A 16327-nucleotide genomic window follows, 5' to 3' on the forward strand; every position below is an offset into this window, starting at 1 on the left:
GCCAACGCGCTGCTCACACCCCACGGCGGCCGGGCCGGCTACAGTGCCCGGTCATGGAACTCCGCCACCTGCGCTACTTCGTCTGCGTCGCCGAGGAGCTCAACATCGGCCGCGCCGCGCTGCGCCTGCACATTTCCCAGCCGCCGCTGACCCGCCAGATCCAGCAGCTCGAGGAGGAACTCGGCGCGCTGCTGTTCCGGCGCACCTCGCGCGGCGTGGAGCTGACCGACGCCGGCCGGGTGCTCTACGAGGACGCGCGCGGCATCCTGGCGCAGGCCGAGCGCGCCGCCGAGCGCACGCACAAGGCCGCGCAGGGCCTGCTCGGCCGGGTCGACGTGGCGATCTTCGGCTCGGGCATCTTCGGCGTGATCCCGCAGCTGTTGCGGCGCTTCCGCGAGGCCTGCCCCGAGGTCAGCATCGTGCTGCACTCGCTCGACAAGGAGGCGCAGATCGACGCGCTGCACCATCGCCGCATCACGCTGGCCTTCAACCGGCTGATGCGCCCGATCGACGGCCTCACCTGCGAGACGCTGCTGACCGAGCCGCTGTGGGTGGCGGTGCCCTCGGGCACCGCGCTGGCGGCGCGCACCGCCATCACGATGCAGGACCTGCGCGAGCAGCCGCTGGTGCTGTTTCCCACCGGCTCGCGCCCGAGCTTCATCGACCGGGTGCACGAGATGTGCCGCGGCGCCGGCTTCACGCCACAGGTGGCGCAGGAGGTCGGCGACGTGGTGCATGCGGTCGCGCTGGTGGGCACCGGTTTCGGCGCCTGTCTGGCCTCGCGCTCGGCGGCCCACATGAACATGCCGGGTGTCACCTTCCGCCCGCTGCACCACCCCGGCCACGACCACATCGACCTGTGCTGCATCTATCGCCAGGACGATGACTCCGAACTGCTGCAGGCCCTGCTGCGCTGTCTGCGCGAGGGCGCCGGCACGCTCGGGGACGGTCCGCCCTGACATTCCTGATGGGTATGGCTGACCCAGTTTGATGGTATTGGACGGCATGACAGCGTCTGCCCAGAATGCGCCCGTTCCCCACTGAAACGGCAACGACTGGAGACAGACATCATGGCCCTGACTGGCGTACTGCGACCCGGACATGTTCAGCTGCGCATGCTCGACCTCGACGAAGGCGTGCGTTTCTATCGCGATGTGCTGGGTCTGGAGGAGACCGGGCGAGATGCCGCCGGCCGGGTCTACCTGAAGGCCTGGGACGAGCGCGATCACCACAGCATCGTGCTGCGCCAGGCCGACCGGGCCGGCATGGACTTCTTCGGCTTCAAGGTCGCCAGCAGCGCCGATCTCGACCGCTTCGAGGCCGAGCTGCGCGACGACGGCCTGAAGACCGAGCGCATCCCCGCCGGCGACCTGCTCGAGACCGGCGAGCGCCTGCGCTTCGAGCTGCCCAGCGGCCACCTGATCGAGCTCTACGCCGAGAAGACCTTCGTCGGCAGCCACTTCGGCCAGAAGGACCCGAAGCCCTGGACGCCGCACCAGGACCGCGGCATCGCGCCGATGCGCTTCGACCACGCGCTGCTCTACGGCCCGAACGTCGATCGGGTGCTCGACATCTTCACCCGCATCCTGGGCTTCCACCTGGCCGAGTACGTCACGCTGCCCGACAGCGACGTCAAGGGCGCGCTGTGGCTGTGCTGCTCGAACAAGGCGCACGACATCGCCTTCGTGATCCACCCGGAGCCGGGCAAGCTGCACCATGTCTCGTTCTACATGGAGTCGATCGACCGGGTCTTCCGCGCCGCCGACATCATGGCCGCGCACGACATCAAGGTCGACATCGGCCCGACCCGCCACGGCATCACCCGCGGCGGCACGATCTACGCCTGGGATCCGTCGGGCAACCGCTTCGAGACCTTCTCGGGCGGCAACTCGTCCTACCCCGACCTGCCCCCGATCGCCTGGACCTGGGAAGGCCTGGGCGAGGGCGGCGGCCTGGACGTGGCCCACCGCACGATGCACGAGACCTTCCTGACCGTGGTGACCTGAGGCACGGCGCTGCAGCGCCGCCCCGGATCCCCGAACACGAACACGCTCAGGACCGACGACATGACACGACTCATCACCAGCTTCATCGACGGCGAATTCCAGTCGCCCGACGGGGCCCGGCTTTTCGACAAGCGCTCCCCGGTCGATGGCCGGGTCATCGCCCGCATCGCCGAGGCCCCGCAGGCCGAGGTGGACCGCGCGGTGCAGGCCGCCCGCGCCGCGCTGCTCGGCGACTGGGGCCGCATGCCGATGGAAAAACGCAGCGCGCTGCTGCATGCGGTGGCCGACGAGATCACCCGCCGCTTCGACGACTTCGTCGAGGCCGAGATGGCGGACACCGGCCAGCCCGCGCATGTGATGACGCAGGTCTTCATCCCGCGCGGCGCGGCCAACTTCAAGGTCTTCGCCGACGTGGTGAAGAACGTGCCGACCGAGTCCTTCCGCATGGACACGCCTGACGGGCGCGGCGCGCTGAACTACGCCATCCGCAAGCCCAAAGGCGTGATCGGCGTGATCTGTCCGTGGAACGCGCCCTTCCTGCTGATGACCTGGAAGCTCGGGCCCGCACTGGCCTGCGGCAACACCGTCGTGGTCAAGCCCTCGGAGGAGACGCCGCTGACGGCCGCGCTGCTCGGCGAGGTCATGGCCAAGGTGGGCGTGCCCCGTGGCGTCTACAACGTCGTCAACGGCTTCGGTCCGAAGTCGACGGGCGAGTTCATCACCACGCACCCGAAGGTCGACGCGATCACCTTCACCGGCGAGACCCGCACCGGTACCGCGATCATGAAGGCCGCGGCCGAGGGGATGCGCGATGTCTCCTTCGAGCTCGGCGGCAAGAATGCCGGCATCGTCTTCGCCGACGCGGACTTCGACGCGGCGGTGGACGGCATCTTCCGCTCGGCCTTCCTGAACACCGGCCAGGTCTGCCTGGGCACCGAGCGCGTCTATGTGGAGCGGCCGATCTTCGAGCACTTCCGCGACGCGCTCAAGGCCAAGGCGGAGGCCGTGCGCTACGGCCGCCCGGAGGACCACCACAGCACCTACGGCCCGCTGATCAGCCAGGAGCACCGCGACAAGGTGCTGGGCTACTACCAGCGCGCGGTCGACGAGGGCGCCACCGTCGTCACCGGCGGCGGCGTGCCCGACATGCCGGCCGAGCTGAAGGGCGGCTGCTGGGTGCAGCCGACCATCTGGACCGGCCTCAAGGACGACGCCAGCGTGGTGCGCGAGGAGATCTTCGGCCCCTGCTGCCACCTGCGCCCCTTCGACAGCGAGGACGAGGTGGTGGCGCTGGCCAACGACAACGTCTACGGCCTCTCGACCACGATCTGGACACAGAACCTGACGCGCGCACACCGCATGGCCGAGCGCATCGAGGTCGGCATCACCTGGATCAACTCCTGGTTCCTGCGCGACCTGCGCACGCCCTTCGGCGGCAGCAAGCAAAGCGGCATCGGCCGCGAGGGCGGCGTGCATTCGCTGGAGTTCTACACCGAGACGCGCAACGTCTGCGTCAAGCTCTGAGGATCCCGCCCATGCAAGCCGATCTCATCGAACGCTGCGGCGACGAGCTGTACGACGCCTGGCGCGAGCGCCGCACGCTGGCACCGCTGCTGGAGCGCTTTCCCGACATCCGCACCGAGGATGCCTACCTGATCCAGTCGCGCTATGTGGCGCGCCGCCTGCAGGCCGGCGAGACCGTCGTCGGCAAGAAGATCGGCGTGACGAGCAAGCCGGTGCAGGATTTCCTGGGCGTGTACGAGCCGGACTTCGGCCAGCTCACCTCGGGCATGGTCTGCCAGGAGTCGGACGGCATCGACCTGAGCGGCCTGATTCAGCCCAAGGCCGAGGCCGAGCTGGCCTTCGTGCTGGAGCGCGACCTGGTCGGCCCCGACATCACCGCCATCGACGTGATCCGCGCCACCGCCTATGTCTCGCCCTGCTTCGAGATCGTGGATTCGCGCATCCGCGACTGGAAGATCCGCATCCAGGACACGGTGGCGGACAACGCTTCCTGCGGCGTCTTCGTGCTGGGTCAGGCCAAGGCGAGCCTGAAGACCTTCGACGCCGCGCTGGCCGGCATGGTGCTGCACCGCAATGGCGCGCTGCACGCGACCAGCATCGGCGCGGCGGTGCAGGGCTCGCCGGTGAATGCGGTCGTCTGGCTGGCCAACACGCTGGGCCGGCTGGGCCTGCCCTTCCGCGCCGGCGAGGTGATCCTGTCGGGCTCGCAGTCACCGCTGGTGGCGGTGACGGGCGGCGACGAGCTGGTCTGCACGATCGGCGGCCTGGGCAGCTGCCGGGCACGTTTTCATGGAAAGGCCGCACTGTGAACCTCACCCCCGCCACCGACATGCGCACCACGCTCGGCCCGGCCGACGTGCAGGCGCTCACCGACCGCATCGAGGCCGCGCAGAAGGGCGCGACCGCGATCCCGAAGCTCACCGATGACTTCCCCGCGATGACGCTGGGCGACGGCTACGCGGTGCAGATGGAATTGCTGCGCCGCTGGCGGGCCGAAGGCCGCCGCCAGATCGGCTGGAAGGCCGGCCTGACCTCGCAGGCCAAGATGGTGCAGATGGGCGTGAACGTGCCCACCGTCGGCTTCCTGCTGGCCGACATGGCGCGGCCCGAAGGCAGCGTCATCGCCACCCAGGACCTGGTGCATCCGCGCGTCGAGTGCGAGGTCGCCTTCGTGCTGAAGACGGCGCTGGGCGGGCGCGACTGCGCCCGCGCCGACGTGCTGGCCGCCACCGACTTCGTCGTGCCGGCCATCGAGGTGATCGACTCGCGCTTTGCCGGCTTCAAGTTCGACCTGCCCAGCGTGGTGGCGGACAACAGCTCCTCGGCGCGCTATGTCACCGGCGGGCGGGCGCTGGCGCCCGACGCGCTGGCGCTCGACACGCTGGGCGTCGTGCTGGAGAAGAACGGCGAGCCGATGGCGATGGGCGCCTCGGCGGCGGTGATGGGCCATCCGGCCGATGGCGTGGCGCTCTTGGTGCGGGTGCTGGCCGAGCTGGGCCACGCGCTGCCCGCCGGCAGCTTCGTCATGAGCGGCGGCATCACCGAGGCGATCGCCGTGCAGCCCGGCGACTTCGTCTGCGCGCGCTTCCAGGACCTCGGCAGCGTGGCGGTGCGCTTCGGCTGACCCAGGAATCAGGACAAGGAATTCAGATGAGCAAGAAGATCAAGTGCGCCCTGATCGGCTCGGGCAACATCGGCACCGACCTGATCTACAAGATCCAGCGCAGCCCGGTGCTGGAACCGGTCTGGATGGTGGGCATCGACCCGGAGTCCGAGGGCCTGCAGCGCGCCCGCGACCTGGGCCTGAAGACCACCCATCTCGGCGTGGACGGCCTGCTGCCGCATGTGCTGGAGGACGGCATCCAGATCGCCTTCGACGCTACATCAGCCTACGTGCACGCCGAGAACTCGCGCAAGCTCAACGCGCTCGGCGTGCTGATGATCGACCTGACGCCGGCGGCCATCGGCCCGCTGTGCGTGCCGCCGGTGAACCTGAAAGAACACGCCGACCGCGTCGAGATGAACGTCAACATGATCTCGTGCGCCGGTCAGGCGACGATTCCGATCATCCACGCCATCAGCCGCGTGCAGCCGGTCGAGTACGGCGAGATCGTCGCCAGCCTGGCCTCGAAGTCGGTGGGCGCGGGCACCCGCGCCAACCTCGACGAGTTCACCTACACGACGTCGAGCGCCATCGAGCGCGTGGGCGGCGCCAAGCGCGGCAAGGCGCTGGCGATCATCAACCCGGCCGAGCCGCCGATGATCATGCGCAACACCATCAACTGCCTGTGCGAGACCGAGCCGGATCAGGCCCGCATCATCGACTCGGTGCTGGCGATGATCGAGGAAGTGCAGAAGTACGTGCCCGGCTACCGGCTGGTCAACGGCCCGCTGTTCGACGGCAAGCGCGTGGCGGTGTTCATGGAGGTCAAGGGCCTGGGCGACTACCTGCCGACCTACGCCGGCAACCTTGACATCATGACCGCCGCCGCCTGCCGCACCGCCGAGATGTTCGCCGAGGAGATCCTCGCCGGCACGATCACGCTCAAGCCCACCGCCCCGGCGCTGGCCGCCTGACGCCCGAAGGAGAACCCCCATGACGACGAACCTGAAGGGCCGCAAGGTCGTGCTGCATGACATGTGCCTGCGCGACGGCATGCACGCCAGGCGCGAGCAGATCTCGGTCGACGAGATGGTCAAGGTCGCCACCGCGCTGGACGCGGCCGGCGTGCCGCTGATCCAGGTCACGCACGGCGCGGGCCTGGGCGGCAACTCGCTGCAGCACGGCTTCGCGCTGGCGAAGAACGAGGAGTATCTGCGCGCCGTCTGTCCGCTGATGAAGCAGGCCAAGGTCAGCGTGCTGCTGATCCCAGGCCTGGGCACGATGCGCGAGCTGCAATCGGCCTTCGACTGCGGCGCGCGCAGCGTCCATGTGGCCACGCATTGCACCGAGGCCGACACCGCGCCGCAGCACATCGCCTTCGCCCGCAAGCTCGGCATGGACACCACCGGCTTCCTGATGATGGCGCACCTGAACAGCCCCGCCGGGCTGGCGCAGCAGGCACTGAAGATGGAGAGCTACGGTGCGCAGACCGTCTACATCACCGACTCGGCCGGCTACATGCTGCCCGACGACGTGACGGCCGCCGTGACCGCGCTGCGCGAGGTGCTCAAGCCCGAGACCGAGATCGGCTTCCACGGCCACCACAACCTGGGGCTGGGCATCAGCAACTCGATCGCCGCCATCGCCGCCGGCGCCAGCCGCATCGACGGCTCGGTCGGCGGCCTGGGCGCCGGTGCCGGCAACACGCCGCTGGAAGTCTTCCTGGCGGTGTGCGAACGGATGGGCATCGAGACCGGCGTCGATCTGTTCAGGCTGATGGACGTGGCCGAGGAAATCATCCTGCCGATGATGGCCGAGCGCATCGTGCGCGTGGACCGCGACTCGCTCACGCTCGGCTTTGCCGGCGTCTATTCCACCTTCCTGCTGCACGCCAAGCGGGCCGAGGCGCGCTTCGGCGTGCCAGCACGCGACATCCTGGTCGAGCTGGGTCGCAAGAAGATGATCTCCGGCCAGGAGGACATGATCGAGGACACCGCGATGACGATGGCCAAGGAGCGCGGCCTGCTCAAGGACGTGGTCCGCACGAAGGCGGCGGCATGAACGCACCGGTGCGTGAACTGGCGGTGGTCGTCGGCGCCACCGGCGCCTTCGGTCAGGCCATCGTCGAGCGGCTGATCCGGCGCGGCCTGACGGTGCTGGCGGTGGCGCGCAGCGCGCAGAGCCTGGCCGGCCTGGCCGAGCGCTTCGGCCCGCAGATCCAGGTCTGCGCCGCCGACATCGCCGACGACCGCGCGGTCGAGGCGATCCGCGCCGCCGTCGCCGCGCAGGCGGCGCCGGTGCGCATGGTGGTGCACGGGCCCGGCGTGGCCGTGGCCGGCGGCATCGCCACCGTGCCGACCGCGGCGATGGTCGATGCGGTCAACATCAAGGTCGGCGGCCTGCTGCGGCTGGTGCGCGCGGTCGATGCGCAGCTGGTGCGCGGCGCGCGCATCGTCGCCATCGCCGGCCACTACGGCCTGGAGCCGACCGCCTATGCGGCCGCCGCCGGCGTGGCCAACGCGGCGCTGTTCAACGTCATGCGCCAGATCAGCCTGCACCTGGGCGAGCGCGGCGTCACCGCGCACACGCTGGCGCCGGGCCCGGCCGACACCGAGCGGCTGCACCGTGTCGCCGCCGACCGCGCCGCGCTGCAGGGCACCACGCCCGAGGCGGTGCTGGACGCGATGCGCGCCGACTCCAGCCTGGGTCAGCTCACCACGCCGGCGCAGGTCGCCTGGGCGGTGGCGCTGCTGCTCGACCCGGAGGCCGACGTGCTGACCGGCTCGACGCTGATGCTCGATGCGGGTCGCCGACGCGGCCTGCCCTGATTCCCCTGCCCCCTGCGAGGACCCCACCATGCCCCTGGCCCACATTCATGTGCTCGCCGGCCACCCGCGGCCGGTGCTCAAGACGCTGGTGCGCGAGGCCGCCGCCACGCTCGCGCGGGTGATCGACGCGCCGCCCGAGCGCCTGCAGGTCTGGATCACCGAGGTCGATCCCGAGCTCTACGCAGTCGCCGGCGTGCCCGCCGACGAGGTGCTGGCCGAGCGGCCACGCGCCGAGGTCGAGATCCCGCTGGTGCGCCTGGCGCTGATGGACGGCCGCCCGGTCGAGACGCTGCACCGCGTCATGGCCGAGATGAGCGCGGTCACCGCACGGGTGCTCGGTGGCGATCCGCAGCGGGTGCGGGTGATGATCGATCCGGTCCACCCCGACCGCTGGGCCATCGGCGGCGTGCCCGCCAGCGTCGCCCGCGCGGCGGAGCTGGCAGCGCGGCGCTGATCGGCGCGCCCGCCTTCCCCGAATGTTCCGAGGTACCCCGGCGATCCAGACCGGGCCTCTTTCCCACGAGGAGACAAGCATGAACTTCACCCGCACTGCAGCCGCCGTGCTGCTGCTGGCCCTGAGCGCCGGCGCCCACGCCACCGAGAACGGCCTGACCACCGCCGCCGCCGGCGCCGAGGGCTTTCTGGCCGGCGCGCTGCCGCCCGCGGGCCTGTACGGCCTGGTCTATGTCAACCACTACAGCGCCGACCGCTTCAACGACGGCGACGGCAACCGCCTGATTCCCGGCTTCAAGGTGCGCGCCAACGCGGTGGTCGGGCGCCTCGTCTACATGAGCGACACCAGCGTGCTGGGCGGCCAGCTCGGCGCCTATGGCGTGCTGCCGCTGGTCGATCTGCAGGTCGAGGCGGGCGGCGCCCGCAGCAGCCACACCGGCCTGGGCGACCTGGAGGCCGGCCCGCTCGTCGCCTGGCACCACAGCCCGCAGCTGCACACCGCCGCCGCGCTGGTCGGGGTGCTGCCGACCGGCGACTACGACAAGAACCGCCTGGCCAACACCGGCAGCCACATCACCACGCTGCGCGGCGTGTACGTGGCGTCCTATCTGGGCGAGTCGGTCGATGCCTCGACCAAGCTGACCTACTCGATCAACCAGAAGAACAGCGCCACCGACTACCGCAGCGGCCAGTATCTGCATGCGGACTGGAACCTGGGCTGGCGGGTCGCGCCGACCTGGCAGATCGGCCTGCAGGGCTACCTGATCCACCAGACCACCGACGACCGGCAGGCCGGCGCCACCGTGGGCGACGGCTTGCGCACCCGCGTCTTCGCCGCCGGCCCGGCCGTGCGCTGGCAGGGCGCGCCCACCAGCCCCTCGCTCGAGATGCGGGTGCTGAAGGAAAGCGGCGCGCGCCATCACTCCAGCGGCACCTCGCTGTGGCTGAAGGCCGTCTTCCCGCTCTGAGCCGGGAGCCGCCATGGCCGAGTCCGGCGCCTGCCGGCTGCAGCCGCACGGCTGCGCCTGCGAATCCCTGAGCCCGACCGACGAGCTGGTCTCGCGGCTGCATTTCGATGCCGCCGAGGGCCGCATCTGGCTGGGCGAGCAGCGCATGCTGCTGCTGCACAACAGCACGATGGGCGTGCTGCGCCAGGAGCTGATCGAGGGCCTGGGGCTGGACCGCGCCCGCGGCCTGATCACCCGCATCGGCTACCACTGCGGCGCGCATGACGCCGAGCTGGCGCGCCACCTGCACCCGCAGGGCGCCTCGGCCGACGCGGTCTGCATCGGGCCGCAGCTGCACATGCTCGAAGGCGTGGCGCGGGTCGAGAAGGTGCGCCTGGAGGTCGACCAGGAGGCCGGCCATTTCCTGGGCGAGTTCAACTGGCACGGCTGCGCCGAGGCCGAGGCGCATGTGCAGGCCTACGGCATCGGCAGCGACACCGTCTGCTGGCAGCAGAGCGGCTACGCCAGCGGCTTCGTCAGCCGCTTCATGGGCCGGCCGGTAGTCTTTCGCGAGATCCAGTGCCGGGCGCAGGGCGCGCCGCACTGCGTCATCGTCGGCCGCCCCGCCGAGGCCTGGCAGGACACGGAGGATGCGCCAGGCGCCGAGGCCGACCTGGCGCGGCTGCGCGCCGACGAGCTCAGCCTGGGCGTGGCGGCGCGCGGTGCGCGCTCGCCGCTGGACGACCAGGCGGTGGTCGGCGTCTCGGCCGCCTTCAACGCCGTCTGCCACATGGTGCGTCGGGCCGCGCGCACCCAGGCCACCGTGCTCTTCCTGGGCGAGAGCGGCGTCGGCAAGGAGGTGCTGGCGCAGGCGCTGCACCGCATCGGCCCGCGCGCGGGCGGCCCCTTCGTCGCCATCAACTGCGCCGCCATCCCCGACGAGCTGATCGAGAGCGAGCTCTTCGGCGTCGACAAGGGCGGCTACACCGGCGCGATGGCGACGCGCCCAGGCCGCTTCGAGCGCGCGCACGGCGGCACGCTCTTTCTCGACGAGATCGGCATCCTCGGCTGGACCGCTCAGGGCAAGCTGCTGCGCGCGCTGCAGGAGCGCGAGATCGAGCGCGTCGGCGGCACGCAGACGGTGCGGGTGGATGTGCGGGTGGTGGCGGCGACCAACCTCGATCTGAAGCGCGAGGTCGAGGCCGGGCGCTTCCGCGCCGACCTCTACTACCGCCTGAACGTGCTGCCGGTGCGCGTGCCGCCGCTGCGCGAGCGCCGCGAGGACATCCCGGTCTTCCTGAACCATTTCCTGCACCGCTTCAACCAGCGCGATGGCCGGCGCGTCACCGGCTTCACCGGCCGGGCGATCGACGCGCTGCTGGCCTACGACTGGCCCGGCAACATCCGCGAGCTGGAAAACCTGGTCGAGCGCGGCGTGGTGCTGGCCAGCGACGACGGCGCGATCGACATCGCGCACCTTTTTGTCGGCGACGAGGCGCTGCCGGCACGCTGGCTGGCCCTGCAGCGCGACGGCAGCCTGCGCCTGCAGGCCGCCAACGATCCGGCGACGCCCGAGGTCGACGGCACGACGAGCGCCCACGGCGACAGCGAGCGCCTGGCGCGCCAGGTGCAGGCCTTGCTGACCGGCCAGGCGACGCCGGGCGCGGCCGCGCGGCTCTCGCTCGAGCAGCTGGAGGCCGCGCTGGTGCGCGGCGCGATGGCCGCCACCGGCGGCAACCAGTCGGCCGCCGCGCGCCTGCTCGGTCTGAGCCGGGCGCAGCTGATCTATCGGCTCAAGGGGCTGGAGGCGGCCTCGGACGGCTGAGGCGCAGGGGCCGTGCCCGCGCCCGCGGCGTCGGCGCGCTTCTTCAGCCGGTAGTCCATCTGGCCGCGGCCGACCTGCAGCAGCCGCGCCGCCGCCGAGACATTGCCCTCGCAGCGCTGCAGCGCACGGTCGATCAGCAGCTGCTCGATCGCGTCGAAGGACGGCAGCGTCTCCAGCAGCTGATCGACCAGCCGGCGCGCGCGCGGATCGGTTGGCGGCTCGGCCGGTCCCGGCGTCGGCGGCTGCTCCAGCGCACCGCCGCGGCCGAGCCGCCAGATGCGCCCGCGCAGCCGCTCGCCGCCGGCAAAGAGGTGCTGCACCTCGATCACGCCACCCTCGTCGGCCAGGATCACGCCGCGCTCGATCATGTTCTCCAGCTCGCGCACATTGCCGGGCCAGTCGTAGTCGTGCAGCGCGCCGGCGGCCTGCGGGCTCAGGCCCTGCAGCGTCTTGCCGAAGCGCCGGCTGCTGCGGGCCAGGAAATGCGCCACCAGCAGCGCGATGTCCTCCGGACGCTGGCGCAGCGGCGGGATCTCGATCGGAAAGACGTTGAGGCGGTAGAACAGGTCGCGGCGGAAGCGCCCGGCCGCCACCTCCTCGCGCAGGTCGACATTGGCTGCCGCGACGATGCGCACATCCACCCGGCGCAGCTCGGTGCCGCCCACCCGCTCGAACTCGCGCTCCTGCAGCGCGCGCAGCAGCTTGCCCTGCGCCGCCAGCGCCAGGCTGGAGACCTCGTCGAGAAAGAGCGTGCCGCCGTGCGCGCGCTCGAAGCGGCCCGGGCGCGAGCGCTCCGCGCCGGTGTAGGCGCCGCGCTCGACGCCGAACAGCTCGGCCTCGACCAGATCCGGCGGAATGGCCGCGCAGTTCACCGCGATGAAGGGGCCGGCCGCACGCGGGCTCACCGCGTGCAGGGCACGCGCGAAGCATTCCTTGCCGACGCCGCTCTCGCCGCGGAACAGCACGGTCGAGTCGGTCGGCGCGACCTTGCGCACCAGGTGGGCCACCGCATTGAAACCGGCCGAGGCGCCGACGAAGCCCGCCAGCCCAGGCGCGGCCGCACCGGTCGTGTCCGGCGCGCTGACGAAGCTGTCGGCGCGCAGGTAGGCGCTGGGATCGGCCTCGGCGTCATGCGCCTGCCAGTCGGCCAGCGTGCGGCCCTCGACCCGGCAGCAGGCATGGCCCATCGCGACGCACTCGACCTCGCGCCAGTGGATCGGCACGCCGGTCACCGCGGTGCTGTAGCCGTCGGCATAGCCGGTCACCGTCCAGCAGACCGGCTCGCTGCCCGGACCGCAGTGCGCCAGATGCGCCTGCGCCTCCCAGCTGTCGTGCCACAGGAAGTCGCCCCAGAAGCGGCCGTGCTCGACATCGAGCTGCATGGCCTCGACCGGCTGATGGCGCACGAAGCCCTCGATCTCGCGCAGGCGCGGCCCCATCGCCAGGGCCTGCGCCACCGCCTGCGGCGTGCGCGCGTCTACCATCTGACGCACCCGCTGCCCGTCCTCGAAGCCCTGCTGCCAGCCCAGGCGCATCAGCAGCTCGCGGGCCTGCGCCCGTCCCAGCCGCGCCACCAGCTCGCGGCGCAGCCCAGCCAAGGCGCCGGCATGCATCAGCAGCATGCGCTGGTCGAACAGCCGGATGTGGCCGGACTCCGGCGCGAAGTGCAGATGGGCCGCGAGCGCGCGGGTGTCGCCGCTGGGCGTGATGGCTCGGATCATCGTCGGGGGGCCTTGCTTGGATTCATGAAACGCCCGCGGGCCGCGGCTGCGCCAGATCATGAAGCGCGGCCGGCGCCGCGGCCATCCGCACTGCTCCTCATGTCTGGGAATCGACAGCGGCGGCCCGTCTCACCCCGCTGGCCCGCGGCTTGCAGAAGGACGGCCACACCGGAACACCGGGACCCTGACGGAGACAAAGCCCATGCCCCTCGATCCAGCGCAGACGCTGACGCTGCGCGTCAGCCGGCGCGAGCCCCTGTGCGACGACATCGTCGCCTTCGAGCTGCGCGCGGCCGACGACCGGCCGCTGCCCGCCTTCGAGGCCGGCGCGCACATCGACCTGCACCTGCCGCCCGCCCGGCCGGGCCAGGCGCCGCGCCGGCGCAGCTACTCGCTGTGCAACCCGCCGGGCGAGCGCGACCGCTACCTGATCGCGGTGCAGCACGAGCACGCCGGCCGCGGCGGCTCGGCCTGGCTGCACGCGCAGCTGCAGCCGGGCGACCGCATCGACGCCAGCGCGCCGCGCCAGCTCTTCGCGCTGCAGCCGGCGCCGCACCACCTGCTGCTGGCCGGTGGCATCGGCCTGACGCCGCTGCTGGCGATGGCCGAGACGCTGTGGGCGCAGGACCGCAGCTTCGCGCTGCAGGTGCGGGTGCGCAGCCGCACCCGGCTGCCCTTCGCGCGTCGGCTGCAGGACGCGCCCTGGGCGCAGGCGGTGCAGGTGCTGGCCGACGACGAGGCACAGGCCAACACGGAGACGCTCGACCAGCTGATCGCCGTGCAACCGGCCGGCACCTGGATCTGGACCTGCGGCCCGGCCGGCTTCATGGCGGCGGTGCGCGCGGCCGCGACACGCGCCGGCTGGAGCGCCGACCGGGTCGTCTCCGAGCATTTCGCCGCGCCGGGGGCTGAACCGCCGGCGGCACCGGTCGCGGCCGGCGGCTTCGAGATCGACTGGGCGCCCACCGGCCAGCGCCTGGCGGTGGCGCCGCACGAGAGCGTCGCCCAGGTGCTGCAGGCCGCCGGCATCGCCGTGGCGCTGAGCTGCGAGCAGGGCATCTGCGGCCAGTGCTGCGTGCAGCACCTCGACGGCCCGGCCGATCACCGCGACCTGGTCTACGGCGCGCACGAGCACCAGGTCGAGCGCCGCTTCACGCCCTGCTGCTCGCGGGCGCCCGCCGCCAGCCGGCTGGTGCTGGCGCCGCTGGGCTGGACGCCGGCCGCCTGAATTGCCTCACCCCGATGTCCAGCGAGACATCACGACATCACGAAGGAGACAGACGATGAACACCCAGACCCCTGCCAGCACCGCCCCCGCGCGCATCCTGCTGCATCCCTCGGGCAACCCGGTCGGCAAGCCGGACACGCCTTACCTGCTGAACTGCTGGTACGCGGCGGCGCTGTCGCGCGAGGTTCCGGCCGAGGGCATGCTCTCGCGCCAGCTGCTCGACACCGGCGTGCTGCTCTACCGCCGCGCCGACGGCACGCCGGTGGCGCTGCATGACCGCTGCCCGCACCGCTTCGTGCCGCTGTCGATGGGCCGGCGCGAGGGCGACGAGGTGGTCTGCCGCTACCACGCGCTGCGCTTCGACTGCAGCGGCGCCTGCACCCACAACCCGCACGGCCACGGCCGCATCCCGGCCGCGGCCCGGGTGCGCAGCTTCCCGCTGCTGGAGCGCTGGGGCTTCGTGTGGATCTGGATGGGCGACGCGCCGGCCGATCCGGCGAAGCTGCCGGACTTCAGCCCGCTCGACGACGGACCGGCCAGCGGCATCGGCCACACCAGCATGTCGATGAAGGCGAACTACGAGCTGATCATCGACAACGTCATGGACCTCAGCCATGTCGACCATGTGCACGGCGAGATCATCTCCACCCGCGGCCAGCTCACGCCGCAGATCCCGCCGGTGAAGGAGGAGAACGGCACCGTCGGCGTGCGCTGGGAATGGCAGCAGACGCCGCCGATCCTGATCCTGGCCAACTTCCTGCCGGACCCCGCGGCCTCGGCTCGCCACTTCGTCACCGTGACCTGGCATGCGCCGGCGACCATCCAGCTCAGCATCGGCGCGACCCAGGACGCCGACGCCGCGCTCGACCTGGCCCACACCCAGGGCCAGTACGACCTGCACACCTGCACCCCGGCCAGCGCCACCGAGACGCACTACTTCTTCGCCACCCGGCGCAACCATCTGGTCGACGACGAGGCCTACAACCAGATGAAGATCGAGGCGATGCACGGCGCCTTCGTCGGCGAGGACGGCCCGATCATCGAGGCCGCCCAGCGCGAGATGAACACCCGCGACTTCTTCGCGCTCGACCCGGTGCTGATCACCAGCGATGTCGCACCGGTGCGGGTGCGCCGGCTGCTGGCGCGCCTGATCGAGCAGGAGGGGCGCCACGCCTGAAGGCGGCAGGCGGACGGGCGGGCAGACCCCGTGGTCTCAGATCCGCACCACCAGCCGCCCGCGCACCCGCCCGTCGAGCAGCTCCGGCGCCAGCGCGACCGCCTCGTCCAGCGCGATCTCGCGCAGCAGGCGCTCGAGCAGCGCCGGGTCGAGGTCGCTCGACAGGCGCGCCCAGGCCTGCTGGCGCGCCTCGATCGGCGCCATCACGCTGTCGATGCCCGCCAGCGTGACGCCGCGCAGGATGAAGGGCGCGACCGTCGCCGGCCAGCTCATGCCCCCGGCCAGGCCGCAGGCGGCGACCGTGCCGCCGTAGCGCATCGCCGCGCAGACGCTGGCCAGCACCTGGCCGCCGACGACATCGACCGCGCCGGCCCAGCGCTCCTTCTCGAGCGGGCGGCCGGGCCGGTCGAGCTCGGCGCGGGCGATCACCTGCGAGGCGCCGAGGCCGCGCAGGAAGTCTTCCTCCTGCGGCCGGCCGGTCAGCGCGACCACCTCGTGGCCGCGCCGCGCCAGCAGCGCCACCGCCACGCTGCCGACGCCGCCGGCCGCGCCGGTCACCAGCACCGGCCCCTGGCCCGGCGCCAGGCCGTGGCGCTCCAGGGCCAGCACGCACAGCGCCGCGGTGTAGCCGGCGGTGCCGATGCCCATGGCCTGGCGCGCGTCGAAGGCCGCCGGCAGCGCAATCAGCCAGCGCCCCGGCACGCGCGCACGCTCGGCCAGGCCGCCCCAGCGGGTCTCGCCGACGCCCCAGCCGTTGAGCAGCACCGCGTCGCCGGGCTGCCAGGCCGGGTCCGCCGAGCTCTCGACGACGCCGGCGAAGTCGATGCCCGGCACCATCGGGAAACGCCGCACCACCGGCGAGCGGCCGGTGATCGCCAGCGCGTCCTTGTAGTTCAGCGTCGACCAGGCGACGCGCACGGTGACATCGCCCTCGGGCAGCGACGCCTCGGACAGGTCCTGCACGACGGCCGTCTGCGGGCCGTCCTGCTTGTCGATGAGCAGACCTCGGAACATG

At 71.8% G+C, this 16327-nt stretch carries 15 protein-coding genes; 13 read left to right on the forward strand and 2 right to left on the reverse strand.

What is annotated here, in order from left to right:
• Positions 1 to 53 precede the first annotated feature (53 nt).
• The 11 genes from BW996_RS14780 to BW996_RS14830 all read left to right on the forward strand — a co-directional run bounded on the left by BW996_RS14780 (position 54) and on the right by BW996_RS14830 (position 11186).
• Entirely contained in the window at positions 54 to 959 is a 906-nt protein-coding gene (locus BW996_RS14780; RefSeq protein ID WP_037480829.1) for a LysR family transcriptional regulator, read from the forward strand.
• A gap of 111 nt (positions 960 to 1070) precedes the next feature.
• Positions 1071 to 2006 (forward strand): catechol 2,3-dioxygenase, encoded by a 936-nt coding sequence (locus BW996_RS14785; RefSeq protein WP_037480832.1) that lies wholly within the window; start codon positions 1071 to 1073, stop codon positions 2004 to 2006.
• Between the two features lie 60 nt (positions 2007 to 2066).
• Entirely contained in the window at positions 2067 to 3530 is a 1464-nt protein-coding gene (locus tag BW996_RS14790) for a 2-hydroxymuconic semialdehyde dehydrogenase (RefSeq protein WP_037480835.1), read from the forward strand.
• A gap of 11 nt (positions 3531 to 3541) precedes the next feature.
• The gene (locus BW996_RS14795) at positions 3542 to 4339 is read left to right on the forward strand and encodes a fumarylacetoacetate hydrolase family protein (protein WP_037480838.1); all 798 of its coding nucleotides are present in this window, start codon (positions 3542 to 3544) and stop codon (positions 4337 to 4339) included.
• A 20-nt stretch (positions 4340 to 4359) separates the two neighbouring features.
• Positions 4360 to 5154: a 2-oxo-3-hexenedioate decarboxylase gene (dmpH, locus tag BW996_RS14800; protein WP_037480860.1), complete on the forward strand. Its 795-nt coding sequence runs from the start codon at positions 4360 to 4362 to the stop codon at positions 5152 to 5154.
• Positions 5155 to 5180: 26 nt separating this feature from the next.
• Complete coding sequence (locus tag BW996_RS14805) at positions 5181 to 6107, forward strand: acetaldehyde dehydrogenase (acetylating) (RefSeq protein WP_037480841.1); 927 nt, start codon at positions 5181 to 5183, stop codon at positions 6105 to 6107.
• A 19-nt stretch (positions 6108 to 6126) separates the two neighbouring features.
• Positions 6127 to 7194, forward strand: a complete 1068-nt coding sequence (gene dmpG, locus BW996_RS14810; protein ID WP_037480845.1) for a 4-hydroxy-2-oxovalerate aldolase — start codon at positions 6127 to 6129, stop codon at positions 7192 to 7194.
• A complete protein-coding gene (locus tag BW996_RS14815) occupies positions 7191 to 7961 on the forward strand; it encodes an SDR family NAD(P)-dependent oxidoreductase (RefSeq protein WP_037480848.1) in 771 nt (256 codons plus the stop codon). The genes dmpG and BW996_RS14815 overlap by 4 nt, the downstream gene beginning before the upstream one ends.
• Positions 7962 to 7989: 28 nt before the next feature.
• Positions 7990 to 8415, forward strand: a complete 426-nt coding sequence (locus BW996_RS14820; protein ID WP_037480852.1) for a tautomerase family protein — start codon at positions 7990 to 7992, stop codon at positions 8413 to 8415.
• Positions 8416 to 8494: 79 nt separating this feature from the next.
• On the forward strand, positions 8495 to 9382 hold the full coding sequence (locus BW996_RS14825; protein ID WP_037480855.1) for a SphA family protein: 888 nt from the start codon (positions 8495 to 8497) through the stop codon (positions 9380 to 9382).
• A 13-nt stretch (positions 9383 to 9395) separates the two neighbouring features.
• Complete coding sequence (locus tag BW996_RS14830) at positions 9396 to 11186, forward strand: sigma-54-dependent Fis family transcriptional regulator (RefSeq protein WP_083701059.1); 1791 nt, start codon at positions 9396 to 9398, stop codon at positions 11184 to 11186.
• Here the strand turns inward: BW996_RS14830 and BW996_RS14835 are convergent.
• Positions 11147 to 12907 carry a sigma-54-dependent Fis family transcriptional regulator gene (locus BW996_RS14835; protein WP_076458981.1) on the reverse strand — a complete coding sequence of 587 codons (1761 nt, stop codon included), beginning with the start codon at positions 12905 to 12907 and terminating at the stop codon, positions 11147 to 11149. The genes BW996_RS14830 and BW996_RS14835 overlap by 40 nt on opposite strands.
• A 202-nt stretch (positions 12908 to 13109) precedes the next feature.
• On the opposite strand from BW996_RS14835, the gene BW996_RS14840 reads away from it, so the two are divergent.
• Positions 13110 to 14135 carry a PDR/VanB family oxidoreductase gene (locus BW996_RS14840; RefSeq protein ID WP_037486387.1) on the forward strand — a complete coding sequence of 342 codons (1026 nt, stop codon included), beginning with the start codon at positions 13110 to 13112 and terminating at the stop codon, positions 14133 to 14135.
• 55 nt (positions 14136 to 14190) lie between these two features.
• Complete coding sequence (locus BW996_RS14845) at positions 14191 to 15312, forward strand: Rieske 2Fe-2S domain-containing protein (RefSeq protein WP_081838327.1); 1122 nt, start codon at positions 14191 to 14193, stop codon at positions 15310 to 15312.
• Positions 15313 to 15348: 36 nt separating this feature from the next.
• Here BW996_RS14845 and acuI read toward each other — a convergent pair whose 3' ends face one another.
• Positions 15349 to 16326, reverse strand: a complete 978-nt coding sequence (acuI, locus tag BW996_RS14850; RefSeq protein ID WP_037486384.1) for an acrylyl-CoA reductase (NADPH) — start codon at positions 16324 to 16326, stop codon at positions 15349 to 15351.
• Between the last annotated feature and the right edge of the window lies 1 nt (position 16327).

This window comes from Sphaerotilus natans, assembly GCF_900156335.1.
GTDB lineage: Bacteria > Pseudomonadota > Gammaproteobacteria > Burkholderiales > Burkholderiaceae_C > Sphaerotilus > Sphaerotilus natans.